Annotated in this window: 18 protein-coding genes, 1 tRNA gene and 2 rRNA genes (1 of these 21 cut by a window edge); 10 read left to right on the forward strand and 11 right to left on the reverse strand. The window is 71.7% G+C overall.

The window, feature by feature from the left end; translation table 11 throughout:
• The 3 genes from WMF11_RS14485 to WMF11_RS14495 all read left to right on the forward strand — a co-directional run.
• A 23S ribosomal RNA gene (locus tag WMF11_RS14485) occupies nucleotides 1–505 on the forward strand (it extends 2,503 nt beyond the left edge of the window).
• A gap of 129 nt (nucleotides 506–634) precedes the next feature.
• A 5S ribosomal RNA gene (gene rrf / locus WMF11_RS14490) occupies nucleotides 635–751 on the forward strand.
• Nucleotides 752–1,149: 398 nt separating this feature from the next.
• Entirely contained in the window at nucleotides 1,150–3,519 is a 2,370-nt protein-coding gene (locus WMF11_RS14495) for a transglycosylase domain-containing protein (RefSeq protein WP_437908970.1), read from the forward strand.
• Between the two features lie 24 nt (nucleotides 3,520–3,543).
• Here WMF11_RS14495 and tadA read toward each other — a convergent pair whose 3' ends face one another.
• From tadA to WMF11_RS14510, 3 genes are all read right to left on the reverse strand, one after another.
• Nucleotides 3,544–4,077, reverse strand: a complete 534-nt coding sequence (gene tadA, locus WMF11_RS14500; protein WP_437977861.1) for a tRNA adenosine(34) deaminase TadA — start codon at nucleotides 4,075–4,077, stop codon at nucleotides 3,544–3,546.
• Nucleotides 4,078–4,111: 34 nt separating this feature from the next.
• Nucleotides 4,112–4,185 (reverse strand) — tRNA-Arg (locus tag WMF11_RS14505).
• Between the two features lie 657 nt (nucleotides 4,186–4,842).
• Nucleotides 4,843–5,472, reverse strand: a complete 630-nt coding sequence (locus WMF11_RS14510) for a hypothetical protein (RefSeq protein WP_437977862.1) — start codon at nucleotides 5,470–5,472, stop codon at nucleotides 4,843–4,845.
• Between the two features lie 24 nt (nucleotides 5,473–5,496).
• Between WMF11_RS14510 and WMF11_RS14515 the strand changes: the two genes are divergently transcribed.
• The 5 genes from WMF11_RS14515 (at nucleotide 5,497) to WMF11_RS14535 (ending at nucleotide 13,263) form a co-directional block, all read left to right on the forward strand.
• Nucleotides 5,497–6,351, forward strand: a complete 855-nt coding sequence (locus WMF11_RS14515) for a redoxin domain-containing protein (protein ID WP_437977863.1) — start codon at nucleotides 5,497–5,499, stop codon at nucleotides 6,349–6,351.
• Nucleotides 6,352–6,390: 39 nt separating this feature from the next.
• Nucleotides 6,391–7,794, forward strand: coding sequence for a VWA domain-containing protein (locus WMF11_RS14520; protein ID WP_437908973.1), 1,404 nt, complete (start codon nucleotides 6,391–6,393; stop codon nucleotides 7,792–7,794).
• Nucleotides 7,795–7,810: 16 nt separating this feature from the next.
• Nucleotides 7,811–9,343, forward strand: coding sequence for an acyl-CoA carboxylase subunit beta (locus WMF11_RS14525; protein WP_437977864.1), 1,533 nt, complete (start codon nucleotides 7,811–7,813; stop codon nucleotides 9,341–9,343).
• A gap of 90 nt (nucleotides 9,344–9,433) precedes the next feature.
• On the forward strand, nucleotides 9,434–11,869 hold the full coding sequence (locus WMF11_RS14530; RefSeq protein ID WP_437977865.1) for a S8 family serine peptidase: 2,436 nt from the start codon (nucleotides 9,434–9,436) through the stop codon (nucleotides 11,867–11,869).
• A 125-nt stretch (nucleotides 11,870–11,994) separates the two neighbouring features.
• Entirely contained in the window at nucleotides 11,995–13,263 is a 1,269-nt protein-coding gene (locus tag WMF11_RS14535) for a pyridoxal phosphate-dependent aminotransferase (protein ID WP_437977866.1), read from the forward strand.
• On the opposite strand, the gene WMF11_RS14540 is transcribed toward WMF11_RS14535, so the two are convergent.
• The 6 genes from WMF11_RS14540 to WMF11_RS14565 all read right to left on the reverse strand — a co-directional run bounded on the left by WMF11_RS14540 (nucleotide 13,250) and on the right by WMF11_RS14565 (nucleotide 21,051).
• Entirely contained in the window at nucleotides 13,250–14,929 is a 1,680-nt protein-coding gene (locus WMF11_RS14540; RefSeq protein WP_437977867.1) for a L,D-transpeptidase, read from the reverse strand. The two genes, WMF11_RS14535 and WMF11_RS14540, sit on opposite strands and share 14 nt — an antisense overlap.
• Nucleotides 14,930–15,023: 94 nt before the next feature.
• Nucleotides 15,024–15,182 (reverse strand): hypothetical protein, encoded by a 159-nt coding sequence (locus tag WMF11_RS14545; RefSeq protein ID WP_157906653.1) that lies wholly within the window; start codon nucleotides 15,180–15,182, stop codon nucleotides 15,024–15,026.
• A gap of 191 nt (nucleotides 15,183–15,373) precedes the next feature.
• Complete coding sequence (locus tag WMF11_RS14550; RefSeq protein ID WP_437908979.1) at nucleotides 15,374–16,108, reverse strand: AgmX/PglI C-terminal domain-containing protein; 735 nt, start codon at nucleotides 16,106–16,108, stop codon at nucleotides 15,374–15,376.
• A gap of 86 nt (nucleotides 16,109–16,194) precedes the next feature.
• Nucleotides 16,195–17,028: a metallophosphoesterase family protein gene (locus tag WMF11_RS14555; protein ID WP_437552423.1), complete on the reverse strand. Its 834-nt coding sequence runs from the start codon at nucleotides 17,026–17,028 to the stop codon at nucleotides 16,195–16,197.
• Between the two features lie 76 nt (nucleotides 17,029–17,104).
• Nucleotides 17,105–19,270 (reverse strand): DUF1565 domain-containing protein, encoded by a 2,166-nt coding sequence (locus WMF11_RS14560; protein ID WP_437977868.1) that lies wholly within the window; start codon nucleotides 19,268–19,270, stop codon nucleotides 17,105–17,107.
• Nucleotides 19,271–19,356: 86 nt separating this feature from the next.
• A complete protein-coding gene (locus WMF11_RS14565; RefSeq protein ID WP_437977869.1) occupies nucleotides 19,357–21,051 on the reverse strand; it encodes a hypothetical protein in 1,695 nt (564 codons plus the stop codon).
• 254 nt (nucleotides 21,052–21,305) lie between these two features.
• On the opposite strand from WMF11_RS14565, the gene WMF11_RS14570 reads away from it, so the two are divergent.
• The gene (locus WMF11_RS14570; RefSeq protein WP_437908983.1) at nucleotides 21,306–21,677 is read left to right on the forward strand and encodes a hypothetical protein; all 372 of its coding nucleotides are present in this window, start codon (nucleotides 21,306–21,308) and stop codon (nucleotides 21,675–21,677) included.
• 83 nt (nucleotides 21,678–21,760) lie between these two features.
• Here WMF11_RS14570 and WMF11_RS14575 read toward each other — a convergent pair whose 3' ends face one another.
• Nucleotides 21,761–22,282 carry a hypothetical protein gene (locus WMF11_RS14575; protein WP_437977870.1) on the reverse strand — a complete coding sequence of 174 codons (522 nt, stop codon included), beginning with the start codon at nucleotides 22,280–22,282 and terminating at the stop codon, nucleotides 21,761–21,763.
• A 148-nt stretch (nucleotides 22,283–22,430) separates the two neighbouring features.
• Complete coding sequence (locus WMF11_RS14580; protein ID WP_437977871.1) at nucleotides 22,431–23,156, reverse strand: hypothetical protein; 726 nt, start codon at nucleotides 23,154–23,156, stop codon at nucleotides 22,431–22,433.
• 112 nt (nucleotides 23,157–23,268) lie between these two features.
• On the opposite strand from WMF11_RS14580, the gene WMF11_RS14585 reads away from it, so the two are divergent.
• Nucleotides 23,269–24,273 (forward strand): beta-ketoacyl-ACP synthase 3, encoded by a 1,005-nt coding sequence (locus WMF11_RS14585; RefSeq protein WP_437977872.1) that lies wholly within the window; start codon nucleotides 23,269–23,271, stop codon nucleotides 24,271–24,273.
• Nucleotides 24,274–24,298 lie beyond the last annotated feature (25 nt).

A 24,298-nucleotide genomic window follows, 5' to 3' on the forward strand; every position in this document is an offset into this window, starting at 1 on the left:
TGGTTCTGTATGGAAGGGCCATCGCTCATCGGATAAAAGGTACTCTGGGGATAACAGGCTGATCGCGCCTGAGAGTTCATATCGGCGGCGCGGTTTGGCACCTCGATGTCGGCCCATCGCATCCTGGGGCTGGAGCAGGTCCCAAGGGTTCGGCTGTTCGCCGATTAAAGCGGTACGCGAGCTGGGTTTAAAACGTCGTGAGACAGTTTGGTCCCTATCTGCCGTGGGCGTAGGACACTTGAGAGGAGCTGCCCATAGTACGAGAGGACCTGGGTGGACGTACCTCTGGTGTTCCGGTTGTCCTGCCAAGGGCATAGCCGGGTAGCCATGTACGGAACGGATAACCGCTGAAAGCATCTAAGCGGGAAGCCGGCCTCAAGACTAGGTGTCCCGGGCCGCAAGGCCCCTAAAGACCCCTCGTAGACCACGAGGTTGATAGGCCGGGTGTGGAAGCCGAGCAATCGGCGGAGCTAACCGGTACTAATAGGTCGTGCGGCTTGACCATACTTCTAAGGCAAACATCGAAGCGTCGCGCCCGGAGTTCGGGTGACGAGCAGCGTGACACAGCTGGCCCAGCGTAGAGCACCGCGAAGAGCGGGCTCCGCCGGGTTCCGATTGGACGCACCCACAAGTTTCCGGTGGTGATATCGAGAAGGTCACACCCGATCCCATACCGAACTCGGAAGTTAAGCTTCTTGGAGCCGATGGTACTGCTAGGGCAACCTAGTGGGAGAGTAGGACGCCGCCGGGATTTTCTTCGAACCTGCGCACGGTGAAAGCCGTGCGCAGGTTTTTTTTTGTCATTTTGCTTGGAGCTCGGGACGCGCTCTGCGGCATCATCGCGGCGCCGAGGACGTCTCGGGGTTTCATTGGCGGTGCTTCTGGTCAACGCGGTGCGGTTACGACCTCCGCGATCGTTGGTCCCAATGTGCGCCAGGAGCCTGTTGAAGGCTTTCGTTTTTGTTGTCTGGCTTGAATTTTCGCTGGTCGCAGCTCTGGGCGTTCGCGCTGCGTGTGGCGCCGTTCGCCGCGTGAGAAGAAGTGCCAGCCCAGGCGGCGGCGAAGGGGCCGGCAGGGGACGGCGGCGCGAGATCAAGATGACGCTGCGAGTTTCTTCCGGCCGCCAGGCGTTGCTACCCTAGGGGAACCTTGGGATTCAAGCGCAGGAGAATCGCTGCGGTCGCCGGGGGGGCCCTCTGCGGCGGGCTCGTCGTCGGATTCGCCCCTTTTGTGCGCTACCAGGCCGAGCAGGCGGCTGATCGGTACGGGGCATCGCTGTCGATCGACCAGGTTCGGCCCACCTGGAGCGGCGTTTCCCTCAAGGGTGTGGACGTCCAGCTGCGCGGGGCGCCGAGCATCTCCATCCGCCTGGAGGAGGTCGCCGTCGCGCTGGGCGTCTCGGGACGGCGCGTGACGATGCGCGGGGGGACGGTCTCCGCCGTCGGCCCGCGCGAGGCGATCCTCCACGAGCTGGAGACCTGGCGGGCGGGGCAACCGGCTGGACGTACCGGCACCGCGACGAGCGAGGGGGGCGGTAGCACCGAGCTGGAGGGCTTGCGGCTCGTCTGGACCGATCGGGCCGACTCACCCGCGGAGAGCCTGTCGGCCGATAACGTGCACCTGTCGCGCGCGGGAGGGCGGACAGCCATCGCTGCGCGCGAAGCGATCCTGTCCCTGGGACGGGCGGCCTTCTCGGTCCGGCACGGCCGGCTGGTGCTCGCCCTGGAGCAGGGGCGATACCAGGTGAGCGAGCTCTCGGCCGACTCCATCGACGCCAACGTGGCGCTCCCGGAGGGGACCCCTGAACCTCAGGTCGTGCCTGAGCAGAGCGGGCGCACCCATCCGGCACAGCTGACGAGGACGGCCGAGCGCGGCGACGGGGCCGATGCGGGGCGGAATCGAGGGGCTGCGGTTCGAGAAGCCCTTCTGCGGGCGGCGCAGGGCATCGATCTGGCGCTCGGCAAGGACGCCAAGGTCGACGTCGCAGGTGTCACCGCGCGCCTCCGGCGCGACGCCGATCACCTCAACCTGGGACCGGGGCACCTCGCCGTGCGGCGCGAAGCAGGCTCGCTCGTGGTCGAGCTGTCACCTGGAGAGGCCGCGATCGCGGCCGCTGGCGCCGACGCCCAGCAAGCGCTCACCTTTCGCCTTCGCGTGCCGCTCAGCGACGCGAAGGAGACCCCGCAGGAGATCGTCGCCGACGTGCAGGGCGGACCCATCTGGCTCTCCACCCTCGGCGTCCATGAAGGGGACATGGGCCTGTTTGATGTGGCGCGGACGTCGATCGTCAGCCGCGCGCGGGTCGTCCTCTCGGCCGACGGCCAGACGCTTGGGGTCGACGGCGAAGGAAGGCTGAAGAACCTCTCTCTGCGGAGCGCGGCCCTGGCAGACGAGCCCATCGCAGGCCTCGACCTGGCATGGCGAGCGAAGGCGAACGGCAAGCTCGACGGGTCCAAGCTCGTCGCCGAGGACGCCGAGGTCGACCTCGGTGCGCTGAGGCTGATCGCGCGCGGCGAGTACGAGCACGCCGGGAACTCACACCGGGTCCGCGGCACCTTCGAGGTGCCCCTCACGGCTTGCCAGTCGATGCTGGATTCGGTGCCCAAAGGGATCGTGGCGAAGCTCCACGGAATGAGGCTCGCCGGCTCGTTCGGGATCGAAGGGAAGCTCCGGTTCGATACCGCGAACCTCGACCGGAATTTTTTGCTTGACTGGAGCGTCTCCAACACCTGCCGCGTGACGGAGATGCCGCCGGAGCTCAGCGTCGATCGCTTCAAGCGCGCGTTCCGGCGCCTGGTTTACGGGCCCGGGGGCAAGCGCGTCGACATCGAGTCCGGGCCAGGGACCGCCGATTGGGTCCCCTACGAGGACATTTCCCGCTTCATGGAGGTCGCCGTGCTGACCACGGAGGACGGCGCCTTCCACCGGCATCACGGGTTCGACGAGGAAGCCATCAAGAACTCGATCCGCGAGAACCTCCGGAAGAGGAGGTTCGTTCGGGGGGCGAGCACCGTCAGCATGCAGCTCGCCAAGAACCTCTACCTCGAGCGGACCAAGAGCGTGGCGCGCAAGCTCCAGGAAACCTTGCTCACCATGTACCTGGAGCAGGAGCTCACCAAGGAGCAGATCATGGAGCTCTACCTGAACGCGGTGGAGTTCGGGCCGCTGGTCTACGGCATCGGCGCCGCCGCGCGGCACTACTTCAACGCGTCGGCGGCGCAGCTCTCGCTCGGGCAGGCGCTGTACATCGCCTCGATCCTTCCAAACCCGAGCGTGCAGCACTTCGATGCGAACGGCGAGGTCACCGCTGCGTGGAGCGGGTACCTGCGCAAGCTCATGCAGATCGCGCACAGGCGCCATCGGATCTCCGACGAGGAGCTGGAGAAGGGGCTCCAGGAGGTCGTGGTGCGAGGCTCCCCTGCGCCTCATCTGGCGCCCCGTCAGCCCTCCGAGGACGGCGGTGAGGCCGGCGAGGGTAGAGCGGGAGAGGACGAGGGGGGCGCCTGGGCGGCGCCTTGACGCCCGCACGCGCGGGCCGGGCCGTCAGCGCTTCGAGGCGGCGGTCCGGAGCTTCGCGAAGAACGCGCGAAGCACGCCGGCGCACTCGTCTGCCAGCACGCCCGACGTGACCGCGAAGCGATGGTTGAGCCGGTTGTCGCGTCCGATCGCGAAGAGCGTGTCGACCGCTCCCGCCTTCGGGTCCGGGCAGCCGTAGACGAGCCGCGCAATCCTGGCATTGACGAGGGCGCCGGCGCACATGGGACACGGCTCCAGCGTCGCGTAGACCGTCGCCCCTTCGAGCCGCCAATGACCAAGCCGCCTGGCCGCCGCCCGCAGCGCGTCCACCTCGGCGTGACCGGTCGGATCCTGATCGATCTCGCGACGATTTCGACCGCGCGCCAGCACCGTCCCCGACGCATCGACGATGAGCGCCCCCACGGGGACGTCACCGGCACCTGCCGCAGCCTCGGCCTCCGCGAGCGCCTCACGCATCCACAGCGCGTCGACGCTCGCTGGTTCCTCCGGCTGTGCCACAGGGGAGAGGAGCAAATCCGCTCCGTCATCCATGACATCCATGAGAGGCTCAGGACCTTTTACACGACCGATCAGGCGCGCCCAGGAAGATTCGAACTTCCGACCCCCGGCTTCGTAGGCCGATGCTCTATCCAGCTGAGCTATGGGCGCTCTGGTGAAGGCAAGTGCAAGGCGTGGCTACGCCACCGCACTCCCGCGTCGCGCTCGGTTGCGCGAAGTGAGTGCCGGCGTTTATACGCCCCTGAGCGAGCTGTCAAAGGAAAAGTGATCGAGGCCTGAGGGCGCCTGCTCGGAGCGCAGGACAAAAACAGGGCGCGCGGCGACTCCGTCACGGAATGGCCGCGCGCTTTCACACGCTCTCGAAGGGCAAGCGAAGCTCTGAAAGCGCACCACGAGACGAGCAGGCCAAGCTGACGAAACGGGAAGAAGCCGTAAGCCAAGCAGCAGCGGCGCCATGAAGAGGCGGGATGGCGCCCGCTGAACGACCAAGCACAAGCTAGTGAGGCCCGTTACGAGGGGAGGAGGACCGAGACACGCTGCAGCCCACAGCGCAGAACACGGCCAATTCCGCCTGGAGCAGCCTCTGTGCCATCTCGCAGCCTCCTCCTCGGCGCGTCCTCGCGCGCGCGTACGTCCAGCGGAATACTCACGTTTCGCCGCGGTTTCTTGGGCTGTCATGGATCCGTGTCCGACGAGGTGCTCGGGCAGCGGTGTCGCGTGCCATGCCGTGTTTCGCAATCTTTGCGGACCAAGAGCCCGGCCAACGGACGCTGTGACGCGTCGCGCTGTCGAGGGCCACGCGAGCGCCTATCGGGGGCCGCCGAAGAGGTGGTCGTGCGGCGCGTCGGCATGACAGCGCTTGCAGAGGGGCAGGGCGCCGCGGTGGGTGGAGGTGCCCTGGGGCGTGAGGACGAGGTACTCCCAGTTGCCGCCGTCGGGGTCATAGCCAGCCGGTCGCTTCACCATGGCCAGGAGCGTGTCCGGCTCCGATGCGCCCGCCCGGTAGTGGAACTCGACAACGGCCGCGCCAGAGGGGAGGACGCGATCCGGACCGAGCTGCGGGTAGGGCGCAGCCGCCGCGTTGACCCTCACCTCCGCCTCCATCTCGCCGGTGAAGTGCTGGGAGCGAGCCCGACCCGTGACAGGCTGGAAGCTCGCGAGCTGCCCGGCGAGCTCCCACGCCGAGGGCGCCGCGGCCGGAGGTGCAGCGGGCGCCGGGGCGGAGGCACGCCCCTCGGGGACGGAGCTGGAGCCGCGTCCGATCCACTCCGTGGTCTCCGCGACGCGAACGGGGGACGGGGACGGCGGGGGCGGCGCACAGCCGAGCGGCAGGGGGGCCCACCCGGAGCGGACCCGCGCCTCCGTCGAGAGCGTCATCGAGGCGAGCGACGCCGCAGCGAGCGCGCACCACGCAGAGAGGCGGGTTCGGGACCGCACCGGTCGAGATGCTACACTGCCCGGATGTACCTGGCCTCTTCCAGGCGAGGCCGCGCATGGCGCGCCCTCTGGGCCGCCACGCTGGTGTCGCTGCCGGGCGCCACGCTGCTGGGAGGCGCCCCGCACGCAGCCGCCGAGGAGGCGTCCCGCCGCGCCTGGCTGGGCGTGGAGCTGGAGCCAGGGCCGGCCGGGGGGGTGGTCGCGAAGCACGTCGTCACCAGCTCGCCGGCGGCCAAGGCGGGCATCGTGGACGGGGATCAGGTCATCGCGGCGGATGGCGTCCAGATCGACGAGCCAAAGCAGCTCGTCGCGCGTGTCGCGCTCGCGGGGCCTGGGAACGTGGTGAACCTCCGGATCCGGCGCGGCGGACGAGAGCGAGACGTCGCGCCGACGCTGGTGCCGTTCCCCGGGCACGATCAGATCCTTCGCCTCGACAAGATCGGCACGTTCGCGCCAGCCTGGAAGTCGCTCACCACCGTCGGAGGGACCGTCCCGGCGAACATCGGGACCCTGCGCGGAAACGTGGTGCTGCTCGATTTCTGGGCGACCTGGTGCGGGCCGTGCCGCTTGATGGCCCCGCAGCTCTCGGCGTGGCACGCGGCGTACGCCGCGCAGGGGCTGCGGGTCGTGGGCGTGACGACCGACGACGTGGGCGTCGCGACGAAGACAGCGCAGGCCCTCTCGATGCGCTACGCGGTCGCGGCGGACGTGTCGGAGTCGACCTCCGCGGCCTACGGCGTCAAGGCGCTCCCCACGATGTTCGTGATCGACAAGAAGGGCGTCATCCGGGACGTGGTGGTCGGGTACGATCCGACCCGGCACGCCGAGGTCGAGAAGCTCCTCAAGGCGCTGCTCGCGGAGGCCGCGCCGGCGCCGTAACCGGCGCGGGGCCGCGCGGGCTGGACCGGTACGCTCGCCATGCTCCTCTCCATCGACGAGTTCCTCTGGGCGCTGCGCCGCGACGGCTTCGCCGTCTCGACGGCGCAGGCCATTGATGTCACGCGCGCGTGCGCCCTCGTCGGGTTCGGCGACCGAGGGACGCTGCGCGACGCCATCGGCGCGGTGGTTGTCGAGCGCGCCGCCGAGCTCGGCCGGTACCGCGCCTGCTTCGATCGCTTCTTCTCTCCCGCGGGCGCGCACGTCGGCGATTTGTGGGGGCGCCTGCGGGAGCGAGGGTTCTCCGATGGGGAGCTCTCCGCGCTTCGCGATCTGCTGAGCGCGGCGGCGGAGCGGAGCGGCGCCTCGGGGGACGCGATCGCGTTCCAGGCGCTCGCAGGGACCGCGGGGGAGCTCGACCGCGCGCTCCAAGCGGCCGGGATCGCGCGCGTGCTCGCGCCGATGACGAGCTCGCTCCAGGTCGGGTTCTTCGCGCAGCGGGTGATGGATCAGCTCGGGGTGCCAGCCGTCGCCAGCGCGCTGCGGCGGATCCGGAGCGCGCTCGAGGAGGCGCTCGGCGAGGAGCGGGGGAGGGCCCTCGCGGAGGCGCTCGCCGCCGAGCTGGAGCGGATGCGGCACCGCGTGCGCGAGCACGTAACGCTGTCGCTCCGGCGCGTCGAGGGCGAGGAGCCAGCTGCGCAGGGCCGCATGGATGTCCCGTTCGCTTCGCTCGGCGACGGCGAGATGGAGGAGGTGCGCCGCGCCGTGAAGGAGCTGTCCGTGCGGCTCCGGGGCGCGGAGCGGCTCCGGAGGCGCCGCGCACGGCGCGGGAGGATCGATCCCCACCGGACGCTGCGGCGCAGCCTCCAGACCGGCGGCGTGCCGTTCCAGCCGGCGCGTCGAGCGCGGCGGCGCGACAAGCCGCGCCTGATGATCCTGTGCGACGTGTCGGACTCGGTCCGCGTCGCCGCGCGGTTCATGCTCGAGTTCGTCTGCGCGGCGCAGGAGCTCTTCGACCGGACGCGATCGTTCGTCTTCGTGAGCGAGCTCGCCGAGACGACCGAGCTCTTCGAGGCGTTGCCGGCGAGCTCGGCGCTCGAGCGGATCCAGCGCGGCGAGGTGGTGAGCCGGGCGCACAACTCGAATTACGGGCGCGCGCTGCTGGCCTTCGAGGAGCGATACGGGCGCGACGTGGACCGGCGGGTGACCCTGGTGATCCTGGGCGACGGGCGCACGAACTACTTCGCCGACGAGGCGGAGGTCGTGAGGAGGCTCCGTGACCGGGCGCGGGCGCTCCTGTGGCTGTGCCCCGAGGGGCCGGGCGCCTGGGGGACGGGAGACAGCGCGATGCCGCGCTACGCCGCGGCGGCGACGAAGGTGCTGGTCGCCCGGACCGCGCGGGAGCTCGAATCGGCGGCGCGGGAGGTGGTCGCCCGGCGCGCTTAGGGCTATGGGTCGCGCCATGTCGCTCGATCAGAAGCTGCGGGATCTCACGGCGCGCATCGAGAAGGGAGGCGCGCAGAAGTACCACGACAAGAACGCGGAACAGGGCAAGCTGTTCGCGCGGCAACGCGTTGCGCTGCTCGTCGACGAAGGCAGCTTCATCGAGGACGCGGCGCTCGCCAACGCGCTGGATCCCGAGCTGCCGGCCGACGGCGTCATCACGGGCACCGGGACGGTGGGCGGGCGCCCCGTGTGCGTGATGGCGAACGACTCGACCGTGAAGGCCGGGTCGTGGGGGCGCCGCACCGTCGAGAAGATCCTGCGCGTGCAGGAGACCGCGCGGCGCCTCCGGTGCCCGCTGCTGTACCTCGTCGACTCCGCGGGGGCGCGCATCACCGACCAGATCGAGATGTTCCCCGGGCGGCGCGGCGCGGGCCGGATCTTCTACAACCAGGTCGAGCTGAGCGGCCTCGTCCCGCAGATCTGCCTGCTGTTCGGCCCGTCGGCGGCGGGGGGCGCCTACATCCCGGCGTTCTGCGACGTCGTGTGCATGGTCGAGAGCAACGCGAGCATGTACCTGGGCTCCCCGCGCATGGCGGAGATGGTGATCGGCGAGAAGGTCACGCTCGAAGAGCTCGGCGGAGCGCGCATGCACTGCTCGGTCTCGGGGTGCGGCGACGTGCTCGTGAAGACCGAGGAAGAGGCGATCGCCTTCGCGAAGCGCTACCTCGCGCTGATGCCGCAGAGCTCCGCCGAGACCGCGCCCCGCGTCGAGCCGAGGTCGGAGAAGCCAGGGCAGCGATCGCTCGAGGACGTGATCCCCGCCGACGAGAACAAGCCGTTCGACATCATGGCCGTGATCGACGCGATCATCGACGAGGGCAGCTTCGTCGAGATCAAGAAGCTCTACGCCCGAGAGATCGTCACGGGGCTCGCGCGCGTGGAGGGACGCGCGGTCGGCATCGTCGCGAACCAGCCGAAATACAAGGGCGGCGTGCTGTTCGTGGACTCGGCCGACAAGGCGGCCCGGTTCATCTGGCTGTGCGACGCGTTCAATATCCCGCTCCTGTACCTCGCCGACGTGCCCGGCTTCATGATCGGGACCGTCGTCGAGAGGCAGGGGATCATCCGGGCCGGGGCGAAGATGATCGCCGCCGTGAGCGAGGCGAGCGTGCCGAAGCTGTCCGTCGTCGTGCGCAAGGCGTACGGCGCCGGGCTCTACGCGATGTGCGGGCCGGCGTTCGCGCCCGACGAGTGCATCGCCCTGCCCTCGGCCTCGATCGCCGTGATGGGGCCGAGCGCCGCGGTGAACGCCGTCTACTTCAACAAGATCCAGGCGATCCCGGCGGGGCCCGAGCGCGATGCGCTCGTCCAGAAGCTGCGTGACGAGTACCGGGCCGACGTCGATCTGGAGAAGCTCGCCAGCGAGCTCGTGATCGACGCGATCATCCCGACGGCGAACCTCCGCCGCGAGGTGGCGCGCCGCTTCGAGCGGTACGCCGGCAAGGTCGAGGAGAGGCCGCGAAAGAAGCACCTCGTGCCGCCGGTGTGAAGCGGCCCGCGGCGCGCTCCGGAGAGCGCGGGGCGACGGCAGTGCCCTTCGAGACCTCGGCCGCGCGCGGACGTGGTGTAGACTCGCGGCGTGCTCGCCCGCAGGTTTCCGCTCTCCATCGCGCTGCTCGGCCTCACCCTCGCGGCGGGTGAAGCGCGCGCCGACGTCTCGGCCCCGGCGGTGGCGCGCCTGCTCGGCTCGCGCCTGGGTCGGCACCCGCTCGCCGATCCGCGGGGGCGCATCCCCGTGACGGTGCCGCTGCCCGCCGGCGCCGACGCGCGAGCGCTCGGGCTCCTCCCGGTCGCGCCAGGCTTCGGGACCATCCGGCTCGCGCCCGGCGACGTCGGCGCCTTCTCCGCCGCGCACCCGGAGCTCAGGCTGCTCACAGGACCGCCGCGGCGGCCCCTGCTGGATCGCTCCAAGGGGTGGATCCGCGTCGAGCCGTACAGGAAGGCGACCGGCGCGGACGGCGCGGGGGTGGTCGTCGGCGTCGTCGATACCGGTCTCGACGTGACCCACCCGGACTTTCGAGACAAGGACGGCAAGACACGGATCCGATGGATGCTGCAGGCCGGAAGCCCGAAGGGGTTGCACGCGGCGCTCGAGCACACGTACGGGTGCGACGATCCGGACCAGTCGGCGTGCGCGATCTTCTCCGACGCCGACATCGACGCCATGCTCGCGAAGAGCAAGCCCGGCATCCTCCGCGATATCGCGGGGCACGGCACGCACGTGGCATCCATCGCCGCGGGCAACGGCGGGCCGATGGTCTCGGAGCGGCCGCGGTACGTCGGCGTGGCGCCCGCTGCGACGCTGATCATCGCCGCGCCGGCGCTGCCCGGCGAGGGCTTCGACGATCCGGACATCCTCAAGGCGGTGCAGTTCATCTTCGACCGCGCCGAGGAGCTGAACATGCCGGCGGTCGTCAACCTGAGCGTCGGGAGCGATTTCGGGCCCCACGACGGGACGAGCCCGCTCGAGGCGGGGCTCGCCGCGATGGTCGGCAGCGCTCATCCGGGGCGGGCGATCGTCGTCGCCGCCGGCAACAGCGGCGCGACGTACGAGATCGACGGCGAAGGACCGCTCGGGATCCACACCGAGGCCCACGTGTCGGCGCACGCCGAGACGCGGGTGCCCATCCGCACGCCGAGCGCGAAGCGCGGCGAAGGATACGTCTGGATCACCTTCCGGCCCGGGGACGAGGTGTCGGTCGGCCTCGACGGGCCAGGCGGCGAGGCGTGGATCGGCCTGATCGAGCCCGGAGATGACGCCGGCTACACAGGTGACGACGGCGAGACGACCGGCGCGGTCATCAACCGGCTCGCGAACGGGAAGTCGCCCATCACCGCGGCGACGAACAGCGCCGTCGTGGCCTTCAGCGGGGCGTGGAAGGCGGGCGAGTTCGCGATCCGCCTGCGAGGCCGAGGGGACGCGCAGCTCTGGGTGACGGGGCTCGGCGACGTCTCGCCGTCGCACGATCTCGGGCTCCTGTTCCCGCGCGCCATCAAGCAAGGGACGATCAACGTGCCCGCGAGCCACCCCGGGCTGCTCGCCGTGGGGTGCACCATCAACCGCGTCCGCTGGCAGCCGCAGGGGAGCTCCACGAGCGTGCGCCTCACGAGCCTCGACGGCGTGGACATCGAAGAGGACAGCGCCTGCTACTTCAGCGCGGCTGGTCCCACGCCGTTCGGCGTGGCCAAGCCGGAGATCAGCGCGCCCGGCGGCCTGGTCGCGGCCGCCATGGCCAGCGGCGTCGACCCGCGCGACGATCCCGGAGGGCTGTTCGATACACCCGGGTGCCCCGGTGACGAGCCTTGCTTCGTCGTCGACGACCACCACGCGATCGCGTCAGGGTCGTCCATGGCGGCGCCGCAGGTCGCAGGGGCGATCGCGCTCCTCTTCCAGGTCAACCCGAACCTGAGCCAGGCGGAGGTCACGGAGGCGCTCCAGGCAGGCGCGCGGTATCCGAGGGGCGCGGTGCCGCTCGACGCGCAGCTCGGTCCCGGCGTGCTCGATCTCGAAGGCGCGCGCCTCGCGCTCGAGGCCGCCGAGACCGGCGGGAACGAGCCGGCGCTCGACAAGAGCTGGTACGTCCTGTCGAGCTCCTACGCGAGGCCCGACCCGTCGTGGCCGGTCTGGGGGACGATCGAGCTGCGACGCCCTGACGGCGCCCCGGTGAGGGGCGTCGATGAGAAGCTCACGGTCGCCGTCCGCGGCGGGGTGATGCACACGGCGCTCCGGGAGGTCCGCCGCGGGCTGTGGCAGTTCGCGGTCGCCGCGCCGCGCGGCTCCGGAGGGGCGACGCTGGCCGTCGACGTGCTCTACGACGGCGCCTCGCTCGGCGCGCGCGAGCTCCCGGTGGGGAGCGACGTCTGGATGGCGAACGGAGAGCTCGAGGCGACCAGCGGCGCGTGCACCTGGGCCGCGGCTCGCCCGGACGGCACGCCGCCGTCGAGCCGCGCCGCCTGGGGCCTCGCGAGCCTCCTCGTGGCGGCGTCCGCGGCGCGCCGTCGGCGCCGCGGCTGAGCACCCCCGCTGCCCGCGCGCCCTTGCGTCGCCCGGGCGCGCGCGGCTGCCGTCCGCCGCCGTCCGTGTCACCGTGGCCGAGCGGCGGGGCGGGGTAGAGCACGACGGCGATGGAGCATGGACGCATGGAGAAACCGGTGATCGTGGATCGACCTCCCGCGGCAGAGGCGCACGCGGGACACGCGCGCGCCCCCAGGCCGCTGCGGTTCGCGGCGCGCACAGGCTGGGATCTCTCGGGCAACAGCCTCGCCTCCGTGCTCGCCGAGGCGCGCGGGGTGGGGCGCGCGCTCGTCGATTTCACCGAGTCGAACCCGACGCGTTGCGGGATCGTCGAGACGGCTCACCTCATCGCGCCGCTCGGCGAGCCGCGCGGCGCGCGGTACGCGCCGCTGCCGCTCGGCGATCCGGCCGCGCGCGCCGCGGTGTCGCGCTACTACCAGGAGCGCGGGCTCGACGTGGATCCGTCGAGCGTCGTGCTGACGGCCAGCACCAGCGAAGCGTACGGCTGGCTGCTCAAGCTGCTCGCCGAGCGCGGCGACGACGTGCTCGTCCCCGTGCCGTCGTACCCGCTCCTCGAGTACCTCGCCTGCCTCGAGGACGTCGCGCTCACGCCCTACCCGCTCCTCAGGGAGGAAGGATGGCGCATCGACCTCGGCGCGCTAGAGCGCGCTGCCGGCGAGCGGACGCGCGCGGTGGTGCTCGTCCATCCGAACAACCCGACCGGCTCCTTCGTGCGTCGCGACGACGCCGCCGCGCTCGAGGCGTGCGCCAGGGAGCGCGGGCTCGCGCTGATCGTCGACGAGGTCTTCGGGGACTACGCCCACGGAGACCTCGCCCCGGACCGCTTGCCGAGCTTCGCCGGCTCGCGGCAGGCGCTGACGTTCGTGCTGAGCGGGCTCTCCAAGGTGATGGCGCTGCCGCAGCTCAAGCTCGGCTGGATCGCGGTCTCAGGGCCGCCGGAGCTCGCCGCCGCGGCGCTGGAGCGGCTCGAGGTCATCGCGGACACCTACCTCTCGGTCGGCACCCCGGTGCAGCTCGCGCTGCCGGAGATCCTCGCCTCGCGGGCGCCCGTCCAGCGCGCGATCCTGTCGCGCGTGCAGGCCAACCTGGCCGCGCTCGACGCGGCGATCGCCGCGCGCGCCGGGGGCGCGGTCCGGCGGCTCCCGATCGACGGCGGCTGGTACGCGACGCTGGAGGTCCCGCGCGTGCACGACGAGGACGGCTGGGTCGAGCTGCTCGTGCGCGACGAGGGGATCATCGTCCACCCCGGCTACTTCTTCGATATGCCGCGCGACGGCTTCCTCGTGGTCGGCCTGCTGCTCGATCCGGACGTGTTCGCGGAAGCCGCGCTGCGGCTCATCGGCCGGATCGCGCGCGCGATCAGCGGTGAATGAGGACCACCGTGGAGCGGCCGGCGTCGCGGGAGGCCCGCAGGCCGTGCCAACCCTCCGGCACCGGCGGGTCGGTCCAGGCGAACATCTGCTTGGCGTCGATGGGGGAGAGGTTGACGCAGCCGCCGCTCTTCGGCTCGCCCCAGGCGTCGTGCCAGTACGCGCCGTGCAGCGCGTGAGGTCCGCTGAAGTTTTGCACGAACTGCACCTCGGAGTGGACGATCTTGTCGTTCGTGCTCGAGACCATCGTCGCCGTCACGAACTTCCCGTCGATGCGGAAGCGCCCGGTCGGCGTCGCCGCGGTCTCGATGGCGGGGATGCCCTGCCTCGGGACGCCGCCGCGCCCCGGTGAGATGAGCGTCGCGAAGACCGGGGTGAGCTCTTCGTAGGCGACGAACCAGCCGCCGAGCACGCTCACCTCGATCCACTTGCGCGGCGACGACGGATCGCCGTCGCCATCGAGCGGCGAGCGCTTCGCCGCCTCGATCACGACGGCGTCGTCCGCGCGCACGTAGACCCCCGGCTCCTGCGTCTCGAGGAGCCGCTCGCCGTCCTCGACCTCGGCGCGACCGGTGAGCCCGACCGAGGCGAGCCGCGCGAACGACGCGCCGGTCGCCTCGAAGCGGCCGCCGGCGCCCCGCTGGTACTTCGGCCGATCGGTCTTGCGGAAGAACGCGAGCGGGAGCGAACGCCCGTCCTTCAGCCAGACGCCCTGGAAGCTCGAGCGCGGGTAGGGCTTCAGGCGATCCTTCGGCATGTACGCCTGGTCCGAGGTCACCACCCAGGTCCGATCCTGCGCGTCGAACGCGCGGGTGAACGCCACCGTCGAGCCGTTCACGATCCGGTCGCGCCCCTCGCGCACGAGGCCCCCGAATGGAAACAGCGCCGGGGCGGCGACCCCCGCGGGCTTCAGGTCGACTCCCACGAGGGCCTCGTCGATCTCGCGGATGGCTTCCTCACCGGCGCCCTCGGCGGCGCGCACCTTCGCGATGTTCGCGAGGTGCTCCTCGAGGTCCCACTCGGAGCGCCGCTGCTCCTTCGCGCTCGGGAGCTGCGGGTAGCGCGGCGCGCCGGTCGACTCCGCGTAGTCATAGGGCCACGGGGAGTCGACCCTGGGCGCGTGCGGCCGCAGCGCGGCCACGACCGGGTCGTTCGGGTCGACCGCGGCGCCGGCGCCAGCGCAGACGTAGCCCCGCGGCTCGATGGCGTACCATGCGTTGCACCCCTCGCCAGGCGTCCGCGCGGCCTCGACGCTGCCGCCGCGCAGCGCGACGGAGCCGCCGAGCCCCAGGTAGCCGCTCCAGCCCCGCGTCGGGTAAGGGCCAGGGCTGATCCACGCAAAGCGCGCCTTGGAGTAGATGCGCGCGCCCTCCGCCGCCGCGCTGGCGGGCGGCGCCGTTGCCGCCGCGCTCGCCGCGGGCGGCGCGTCGGCCTCCGCCTGGGCCGGCGCCTTCGTGACGTGCGCCGCCTCGACGAGCGCGGCGCGCGGCGCGGCCGCTCCCGAGGACACGCGTGGCGCGTCCGCCTCGGGGGGCGTCCGCAGGGCGTCCGCCTCGAGCGAGGCAGGCGCCGCCTCGGCGGGGCTCTCTTCGGAGCAAGCTGCGGCGCCCCCCGACGCGATCGCGCACGTCAGGGCCGCGAGGAGGAAGGAAGGCGGTGAGCTAGCCATGCAAGCGGGAGAGACTAGTTGCCGGTTGCGACCGCGGACAAGCGAACGACAGCCGCGCCGCCCGCGGCTGCCAGCCGGGGAGCCGCGCTCGCCGCTAAAGCCTGCCGAGCACGGCCACCACGAGCAGGATGACCCCGACGAGCGCCGCCGTGATCATCGCGAACCTCATGAGGCGCGGCTTCAGCCACTTCCACAGGACGAGGCGAGCCACCTTCCACAAGAGCACCAGGATCTGCCGGAGGACCTTGCCCACGACGAGAGCGTAGCGCAGTCCCGCTGCGCGCGCTGCCAGCAAGGGCGGTAGAATTCGCGGCCAATGGACGAGCCCTGCGGCCCTCGCCGCCTCGGACAGGGCGGGACGCAGCGCGCCGCGCCTGCCGGGCACCTCCGCCAGCGGCCAGCCCGGCGTGCGGGCGATCGCTGCGTGCGGTGCGCGGCGTCACGTCAATCGATGTCGACGCTCACCTTCGATGCATAGCTGCCAGGAGAGGGAAAGGTGATCTCGCGCAGCGCGCCGGCGACACACTCGGCCGCCTCCTCGCCCCGTTCGTCGTTGCTGGACACGCCCACGCTGAGCGGCTTGCCGTCGGTGTCGATGTAGAGCGTGGCCTTGATCTGGCTGGCGCCCGCCTGGCTCCGGCACGACGCGAGCGCCGGCCTCGCCTTCTTGTACGGCGTCCCGAGCTGGTCGGGCGTCCAGGGCACGGGCAGGCGCTCGTCGCTGCTCGGCTCGAAGGTGAAGCTGTTCTCCGCCAGGCCCTCTCCGCCGACCGGCTTCGGCCACCTCGTCGCCTTCAGGACGCTCAGCATGCACGCCTCGGTCTCGCGATCGCCCAGGTTGGAGTCCTTCACGAACGCCCAGCGCGCCGTGCCCTCCTCGGTCACCCGGACCTTGAAGCGGATCTCGCCCCCGAGATAGGGGATCCGCTGGACGCCTTTCTGGTAGCAGCGCGAGAGCCGAGGCGACACGCGCTCGAACGCCGCTTGCACCTTCTCCTCGTTCATGCCGCCGATCTCGGAACCCGAGCTCATCTTCGGGCCCGACGTCTCGACAGGCTCGGCGTCGACCATCACCGGCGCCACGGACGTGGGCGCGGCGCCGCCGCAGCCCAGCTGGGCCGCGAACGTCGAGAGAGCAACGACAGTGATGGTACCCCTGAGTAAGCGCGTGAATTTCATGATCGAACGAGGACTCTATACGAGCCGCGTCTTGGGCGAAAAGAGCGCGATGAGGGGAACGCGCGCTGCAGTGCGTGTGAGAGATTCTACGCCAGCGCGAACGCCGACGCGCCGCTCCGAACCCGCGCCCGCTCGGACAGGAGGCGTCCGCAACGCACACGGTAGAGGCGTAGCGGTGAAGGTCCGTCCACGAGCGCCTGAGCGCAGAAGATGCGAGGCGGCGCGCCTGAGCGCACCGGCGCGTCGTGCGCTCGGTGCGTATGGCCGTGGATCACGTGAAGGTGATCGTGCTCGTGGAGCAATGCCATGAGCTCAGCGCTGTTGATGAGGCCGTCCAGCCACTGCATCGCGCCGATCGGATGGCGGAGCGGCGGGTGGTGCTGGGCGAGCACGAGCGCGTCGCCCGAGCGGCGCGCCTCGACGGCGAGCGAGGCGATCCACGAGAGCTCGCGGGCCGCGATCGCGCCTGCCGAGCGGGTCACCGGCTGCATCATGGCGGTCGAGACCGCGGCGACGACAGCCCCAGGCAGAGCGACGGCCGTCCCCTGCCTGCTCGTCGCCGCGAAGGGGCGGAGGCAGCCCTCCAGCGCGCGCTCCCACGCGCCTTCGGTATACGCATCGTGGTTGCCAGGCACCAACGTGACGCGGGCCGGGTCCCAGCCGCTCTCCGCCAGGACGGCGGCGAGCACCTCGAACTGGGCAGGAGTCCCGTCTTCCGTGAGGTCGCCGGTGAGCACCAGGTGGTCCGCCCCGCTCCGCCCCGCCTCGATGAGCGCGGCCAGCGTGCGACGGCGGCGTTGCGCTGCGTCGATGGGGCGGCCGAAGCTCAGGTAACGAAGCCGCCACCGCTCGGCGCCGCGGCGCCGGTCGTGATCCGCCTCGAGGAGATGGAAGTCCGTGAGGTGCGCGATCGTCGTCATCGACGCGATCGTGAGCCCTGACCGACGTCGTTCTCGCGACATCGACGCAAGCTCTCGGCGACGCAAACCGCGATCGTCACGGGGCGGGCGTGGCGCTGCTCGGGACGGGGAGCGCGCCTTCGGTGAGGTGATCGCTCTCCTGGTTGCCCTCGAAGCTGTTGTCCTCCGACACCGACGGCGCCTGCGCGCCCTGCACGACGAGGCCAAACCGGTTGCCGGTGGACTCCGAGCTCGCGAGCGCGCCGTGGCTGTCGCTGAACAGCAAACCGGCGCGCGCGCAGCGCTGCACCTGCACCGAGCTCACCTGCGCCGTCGAGCCCAGGACCACGAGGCCATCGCCCAGGTCCGGCACCGATTCCGTCTGCCCACCGGAGCTCAGGGCCGAGAACGTGCCGCCCTCGACCCCGAGGATGACCGTGTCCTCCACCGTGCTCGGCGAGGCCAGCAGCAGGCCCGCCACGCGGCTCTCCAGAACGGCCGACCTCTGCACGAGGACCTGCTCCGCCCCGGCGCTCAGCAGGCCGACGCCGCCCGTGCCGTCGCGCTCCTCCGGCAGAGAGCGCTCGATGAGGCTGTCCGAGATCTCGAGGGTCGCGCCCCGGGACGCGGACACGCCCGCGACGTGGGGCTCCAGGACATACGTCGACGCAAGCGCGGCGCGGCCACCCTGCACGAGCACGCCGGCGGCGCGATCCCGGTGCAGCGGGTTCGCGCGCGTGCCCTCGATGACAACGCCGCTCGCCGTGAGCGTCCCGCCCGAGATGAACAGCCCGGCGTCGCCGGCCTGGCGCACGAGGCTCGACGACAGCGAGAGCGCTCCGCCGCGCAGCTCGACGGCCACGCCGAGGTGACCGCTCTCCGAGGCGGACGCGCCGTCGAAGAGGTTGCCAGAGGCCTCGACCTCGGTGCCGGCGTCCGCGACGGCGAGCAACGCGTCGCACGCGCCGGACAGCACGCTGGACGCGAGCGACGCGCGCGCGCCCTGCTCCACGGCCAGGCCGCCGGCTTCGGGCGCCGCGTCCGCCGGGGCGGCGATGAGGTTGCGCGCCGCCACGAGCTCCGCGCCGGCGCCCGTCACCAGCGCGCCCAGGTGATGGTGGACGAGCGCGTTCGCGTCGAGCCGGAGCGTGCCGTTCTCGAGGTGCACGCCGACGCCGTCGCTCGCCGCCGACCGCAGCGCCGCGGCCTCCAGCAGGTTGCCCTCCGCGACCACCTCCGCCGCCTCGGAGCTGATCCGCAGGTTGACCGTGCCGCCGACCAGCGCGTTCTCGGTGAGCCGCGCCTCGGCCCCGGAGACGACGAGCACGCTGGTCCAGACCTCGCCCGCTCCATCGTCCGCCCACGACGACTGGACGAGGCTGCGCGACAGATCGAGGCTCGCGCCAGGGAGCGCGACCACGAGACCATTGCCGCTCTCGCCCGTCACCCGGATGTCGCGCACCGAGACCGTCGCTGCCTGGATCAGCACCCCGATCGAGGCGCTGAGCACGCTCACGCCGCGCACGCCGGCGCGGTCGACGTCGTGGATCCAGACCGCGCTGACGTTGCCGCTGGGATCGCTCTGCTCGCCCCGGAGCACCACCCGCGAGGCGCACCTCCCGACGATCTCGATGGGCTTCGTGATCTCGATCGGCTCGTCGTACTCGCCCTCGGCCACGACGACGCGCCCGTCCGGCTGGACGCCCGCCAGCGCCTCCGCCAGCGTCGTGAACGGCCGCTCCCGCGACCCGTCGCCGTCTCCGCCCTCGTAGCCAGGATCGACGTGGAGATCGCCGGGCGTCTCGACGATCTCGCCCCACGGCGCCGAGCCGCAGCCGTCCGGGCCGTCGATGGAAACACAGCCCTTCTGCGGGACCGCGAATGTTCCCTCCGGGCACCTGGCCATGGTGGGATGGCAGGCACCGCCCTCCACGAACTCCGCCGCACAGCCGGGGATCCCGACTTCCATGCAGCCCTCGTCGTGCTTCGGGATCGTCCCGGGCGAGCACTTCGCGAGCGCGGGACGACAGAAGCCGTCCTCGTCGACGAAGGCGTCGGCGCAGCCCTGAATGCCTACCTGCGCACATCCGCTGGCGCCGCTGATCTGCCCCGGCGCACACCCCGAGCCACCGGCGCCCTCCCCCGGGAGGTGGGTATACGGCGGCAGGTCGGTGCTCTCGCAGCCGAAGAGCGAGACCGCGCACAGGCTGGAAGCGAGAGAGAAAAGACACCAGAGCGCCGAGTGTCCAAGCTTCGTGCGCAACACCCCACCAACCTAGCAGATGCTCCGATGCGCACGCCGGCAATGCGCGCCTACCTCGCCGTCTCCAGCCGCTCGAGACCGGACATTCACGGGCGTGACCCGGACAGCCGCACGTCGGCTCGCGCCCAGGCGCGCTTGAAGCGCGCGTGTGCGGCGTCCGCTTCCTCTTCCTTGCCCTGTGCGCGGAGGCTGCGCTCGAGCCCGGACAGCGACCAGCCATTCTGCGGGTTCTGGCGCAGGTCCTCCCGGTACGTCGCCTCAGCGTCGCGCGCGCGGCCCGCCGTGAGGAGCACCGCGCCGAGCGTGTGGCGGACCGGCTCGGGCCAGTCAGGCGGCTCGAAATAGCGCAGCTCGTCCTCGATGCGCGCGGCGTCCTCGAGCACGCGAGCAGCGGCGCCGGTGTCGCCGCGCTCGGACGCGATCTGGCCCTCGAGCACGAGCGAGGCGATCTCGAGCAGATCCTTCGCGCGGTTCCTGCCGATCGTCGCGTCCTCCCGGCTCTCGGACGCTATCGCCCGGAGCACCGCCGCCTCGCGCGCGGCATCGTCATGGCGCCCCGTCGCGGCGAGGGCGCGGCCGCGCGCATAGCGCCATATCCCCGTCGTGTACCGCAGCTCGGGCGGCGGCGCCGGCTCCGAGAGGACGTCGTCCCACCGTCCGAACCGGACGAGCGCGAACAGCAGCGCAGGGCGGAACATCTCGAGCATCGGCATGTGTCGGACGTTGTGGTCGGGCACCGCCTCGGCCAGCTCTCGCGCGGCGCGCACGGCGACGGCGCTGCGCCCCTCCATGCTCGCCGAGACCGAGAGGAAATGGAGGTTGTGCGGGAAGTACATCATCGGATAGATGCCCTCCGGCCGCCGCTCGCGGATGTACCGGCGATCGGCCAGCACCGCCTGCTCGTTCGCGTCAGAGGCGTCGGCGTAGCGACCGACGCGCATGAAGATGTGCGACGCCATGTGCACGAGGTGCCCAGCGCCAGGGGCCAGACCGCCGAGCCGCTCGGCGCTCGGCAACGCCCGCTCCGGCGCGCGCGACGCTTCGACCGCGTGGATGTAGTAGTGATTCGCGCCGAGGTGCTCGGGATCTCGCAGGAGGACGCCCTCCAGCGTGGAGACGATCTCCTCGGTCCCGGGCTGCGGCCGGCCATCCTGCGTCCAGAGATCCCACGGGCGCAGATCCATGAGCGCCTCGGCGAAGAGGACACCCGCGTCGAGGTCGTCGGGGAAGCGACGGGCGAGCTCGCGCATCGCGCTCGCGTAGGCGCGGTCGAGGTCCGCGCGGTCGCGGCCCGACGTTGAAGCGTGGCGCTCCGCCAGCGCGTCGATGTACGCGCGCTCGCGCTCGCTGGCGGACGCGGCGAGCGCGCGCGCCTCCTCCACGGCCTCGAGGGCGGCCCGCTCCCGCGCCGCGTCGGTCGGCTGGTTGATGTTGGGGCCGAGCGTGAGCGCGATGCCCCAGCGGGCCATGGCGAGGCCGGGATCGAGGCGGGCGGCCTCCCGGAATGCCTTCCTCGCCTCGTCGTGGTTGAACGCGTAGACGAGCCGCAATCCCTGATCGAAATAGCGTTGCGCGAGCGGCGATGACGTCGTCACCGGGTGATGGAGAGCGCCGATGTCCTCGAACAGAGGGACGCGCTCGGCGTCGGGCGCCTCCGTAGGCGCCGGGTCGGTCGGCGGCTCCGCTCCGGGCGAGGCGGGGCGCGGCTCCGCGCCGCACGCCGCGAAGACGGCGGAGGCGCAGAGCAGGGGCAGGCTGAAGAGCGCGCGTCGAGCTGTCATGGGCAACCTCCCTGGAGCCCGGATCGCCACGGGTTCCGACGGTCCAACATCCCCTCGCGGGGTCGCTTTGCCTCGGGCGCCGCCCTCCGGCGCGATCGCGGAGGTCGAGCCGAGCGAGGACCATGCACGCGCGGTTCCCGCGGCGCGGGAAGGCAGCGCACAGAAGGCCCGAGCGTGGCCGGGCCTCCGACGCGCCCGCGCCGTCAGCGCGGTGCTCGATGGACGGACGGCGCGACTTGCGGCAACCTCGGGATATGACGACGTGCAGGGATGAAGCTCTCCGCTGGGTTCACCGCTACGCGATCGGCGGGGCGGCGTTCGCCGCGCTTCCGCTCCCGATCTCGACCTCCACCGGGCTCGTCGCGATCGAGACGCACATGATGGCGATGGTCGGCGAGATCTACGGCGAGAACATGGGATCCGTGGTGACGACCGCCGCCGGCGGGAGCTTCGCGATCCTCGGGCAAGGCCTGAAATTCCTGGCCACCCGGGCGGTCGGCTTCGTCCCCCTGATCGGGCCGGCCATCAAGATGGGCATCGCGGCGCTCACCATCGAGGCGATCGGCCGGGGCGTGGTGGGGCACTTCGAGCGAAAGTACCCGGGCAAGATCTTCGAGAAGGCGTGAGCCGACGTGGCGTGCGCGGCGCGCGTGCGAGGCGCGCCGCGCGCGGCGCCGCCTGGTGCGCCGCGCGCCGCTATCGACGTCCGTCAGTTCTCGCAGCCGCTGCAGGCGAGGGGGCAGGTGCCGTTCACCGTCGCCTGACAGTGAAGGTCGGGCGCGCCGGCGCTGTCGCCGTAGTCGCAGCAGATCTCGCCAGCGTCGCAGCATCGCACGCCGCAGCAGAGGCCTTCTTCGCAGCCGAAGCCGGGGGCGCACGCATTCGCGCACTCGCCCTGGATGCAGACCTGAGCCTCGGTGCAGGTCGTGCCGCACGACCCGCAATTGCTCGGATCGCCGGCCAGGTTGACGCACTCCGATCCACAGCACGAGAGCCCGGGCTCGCACGTGCACATCGTGCCGCCCTCGCCGCCCATGCCGCCTTCGCCCCCCGAGCTCGTCGTCGCGACGGTGGAGGTCGCTCCGCCTTCCCCGCCCGCGCCCGCGCTGGAGGAGCTCGATGCGGTGACATAGGTCGGCCAAAGGTCGACGGTGCCCGGGTCAGCTTCACATCCAGCGACGGCGAACAATGCGGCCCACGACAGCAACGCGATCACCCGATGACAGGGCATGAGCACCTCCAAGCCGAAAATCACACTACCACGGAGGGGCGCGGCCACACGAGGGGGGCATGGCACACGGCGCAGCGCCGGCTGTATGCACTGCGTCGTGCGCCGCTTCACGCGCGTCACGACGATGAACGCAGCGGCGCCTGCGACATCAGGGGGTGATGAGCTTGCAGTCCGACAGGAGCCCCGTGTACCAGTCATCGGTCCTGTCGAGCCATGCGCCCTCGCTGGACCAGCGGATGCCGGGCCGCTTCATCCTGCCCTCGACGGTGTAGGTGCACTTCACCGCGAACCGCGCGGACGGCAGCTTGCCTGAGGTGAGCGCGGGTTCGCTCCAGAGGCCGGCGGCGAGGAACTGGACGCGGTCCGTGGTCGTGTAAGGACGGAGCAGCTTTTTGTCGTCCGCATCCCCCTTGGACCAACCCTGGGTGGGCGACTCGAACGCGCAGTGCCGGCCGCTGATCTCCTCGGCCGACCAGCAGGCGAGATCCTTGATGTCGGTGGACACGAGGGTGACCTCGACCTGGGACTTGTCCCCGGGTTTCCACTTGGGGCCGGCCGTGCCGGCCGCAGGCTCACGCCCGAAATAGGCGAAGGCCGCGGCGAGGCCGCCGATGATGATGAGGAACAGGATCATGCTCTTGCCGAGCGAGCCGCCCTGCGGTTGGGCGGCGGCGCGAGGCCGCGCGCCGGGCTTCTTGCCGGCCGGGCGCCGCGCTGCGCCAGCCTGCTTTGCAGGACGCGAGGCTCTGGCGGGCGCCGCGGCGTCGGCGCGGCTCTCGCCGTCCTCCTCGCTGCGGGTGTCCTGCGCGTCGGCCTCGCCGGGAGGCGCTTCGTCCGTGTCGGGGCGGTCTCTGTCTTCGGAGCTCGTAGCCATCGAGGCGCTTTATGTACCGGAGCGCGCCCGCGACTCAAGCATTCCGTGGACCGAACGGCAGGGCACGATCGCCCGTTCCAACGAGCAGCCCTTGATGTAGGCTGCGGCCGCGATGACGTTCGATGCCAGAAATCCACGCGCGCGCATCCTCGGCACAGGCCGCTCCCTGCCGCTCGCCGTCCCGGCGAGCGAGGCGCAGGCGGGCGCGCCGCCGGCGGACGGCGCGGCGGGCGACCCGGGCGCGAGCGACGAGCGGCGCCGCGTCGCGCCCGGCGAGCGGACGAGCGACCTGGCGGCGCGGGCGGCGAAGGCGGCCCTCGAGGCGGCCGGCGTCGGGCCGCGGGATCTCGAGATGATCATCCTCGCCACCTCGAGCGGCGACGCGCCGATGCCGGCGACCGCGGTGTACGTGCAGCAGAAGCTCGGCGCCGAGCACATCCCGTCGTTCGACCTCTCCGCGTCGCTGACGGGCTTCCTCTACGGGCTGTCGGTGGCGAACCAGTTCGTGACGGCGGGGACGATGAAGCACGTGCTCGTCATCGGCGCGGACCTGCTCTCCCGCCGCCTGGATCCGCGGGACAGGGCCTCGGCCCAGCTGTTCGGCGACGGCGCCGGCGCGGTGGTGATCGGGCCGGCGACCGGCGACGGGCGCGGGATCCTGAGCGTCGGCTTGCGCGCCGACGGGAAGAGGGCCGATGTGCTCCAGGTGCCCGGCGGAGGATCCGCGGAGCCGCTCACCGTGGAGCGGCTGGCCGACCGGCGGCAGTACCTGCGCGTGAAGCAGCCCGAGCTGCGGCAGGCCGCGGAGGAGCACCTCGGGGCCCACGCCCTCTCGGCGATCACGGCCGCCGGGCTTGCGCCCGCGGACGTCGACTGGGTGATCCCGCACCACGCCGACCCGCACCTCGTCGCCCTCCTCGCCGAGCGCCTCGGGTGCCCGCCCGAGCGCGTCCTCGGCGCGGTCGACGGCGCCAGCGCGGCCGGGACCTGCGCGGGCTCGGTGGCCATGGCGCTCGACGAGGCGCTCCGCGATGGCCGGATCCTGCCCGGAAATCACGTGCTGCTGTGTGCGCTCGGCGGCGGCCTCACGTGGGGCAGCGCCGTGCTCCGCGTCTGAGTCGACGAGGGCCGCGGTCTCTGGC

It is taken from the genome of Sorangium sp. So ce295 (assembly GCF_051527405.1).
GTDB lineage: Bacteria > Myxococcota_A > Polyangia > Polyangiales > Polyangiaceae > Sorangium > Sorangium cellulosum_B.

Coding starts and splice junctions, on each gene's coding strand:
- tadA (WP_437977861.1), bottom strand. CDS start 4,077: ATGGATGTCATGGATGACGGAGCGGATTTGCTCCTCTCCCCTGTGGCA.
- WMF11_RS14515 (WP_437977863.1), top strand. CDS start 5,497: ATGTACCTGGCCTCTTCCAGGCGAGGCCGCGCATGGCGCGCCCTCTGG.
- WMF11_RS14520 (WP_437908973.1), top strand. CDS start 6,391: ATGCTCCTCTCCATCGACGAGTTCCTCTGGGCGCTGCGCCGCGACGGC.
- WMF11_RS14525 (WP_437977864.1), top strand. CDS start 7,811: ATGTCGCTCGATCAGAAGCTGCGGGATCTCACGGCGCGCATCGAGAAG.
- WMF11_RS14535 (WP_437977866.1), top strand. CDS start 11,995: ATGGAGAAACCGGTGATCGTGGATCGACCTCCCGCGGCAGAGGCGCAC.
- WMF11_RS14540 (WP_437977867.1), bottom strand. CDS start 14,929: ATGGCTAGCTCACCGCCTTCCTTCCTCCTCGCGGCCCTGACGTGCGCG.
- WMF11_RS14550 (WP_437908979.1), bottom strand. CDS start 16,108: ATGAAATTCACGCGCTTACTCAGGGGTACCATCACTGTCGTTGCTCTC.
- WMF11_RS14555 (WP_437552423.1), bottom strand. CDS start 17,028: ATGACGACGATCGCGCACCTCACGGACTTCCATCTCCTCGAGGCGGAT.
- WMF11_RS14565 (WP_437977869.1), bottom strand. CDS start 21,051: ATGACAGCTCGACGCGCGCTCTTCAGCCTGCCCCTGCTCTGCGCCTCC.
- WMF11_RS14570 (WP_437908983.1), top strand. CDS start 21,306: ATGACGACGTGCAGGGATGAAGCTCTCCGCTGGGTTCACCGCTACGCG.
- WMF11_RS14575 (WP_437977870.1), bottom strand. CDS start 22,282: ATGCCCTGTCATCGGGTGATCGCGTTGCTGTCGTGGGCCGCATTGTTC.
- WMF11_RS14580 (WP_437977871.1), bottom strand. CDS start 23,156: ATGGCTACGAGCTCCGAAGACAGAGACCGCCCCGACACGGACGAAGCG.
- WMF11_RS14585 (WP_437977872.1), top strand. CDS start 23,269: ATGACGTTCGATGCCAGAAATCCACGCGCGCGCATCCTCGGCACAGGC.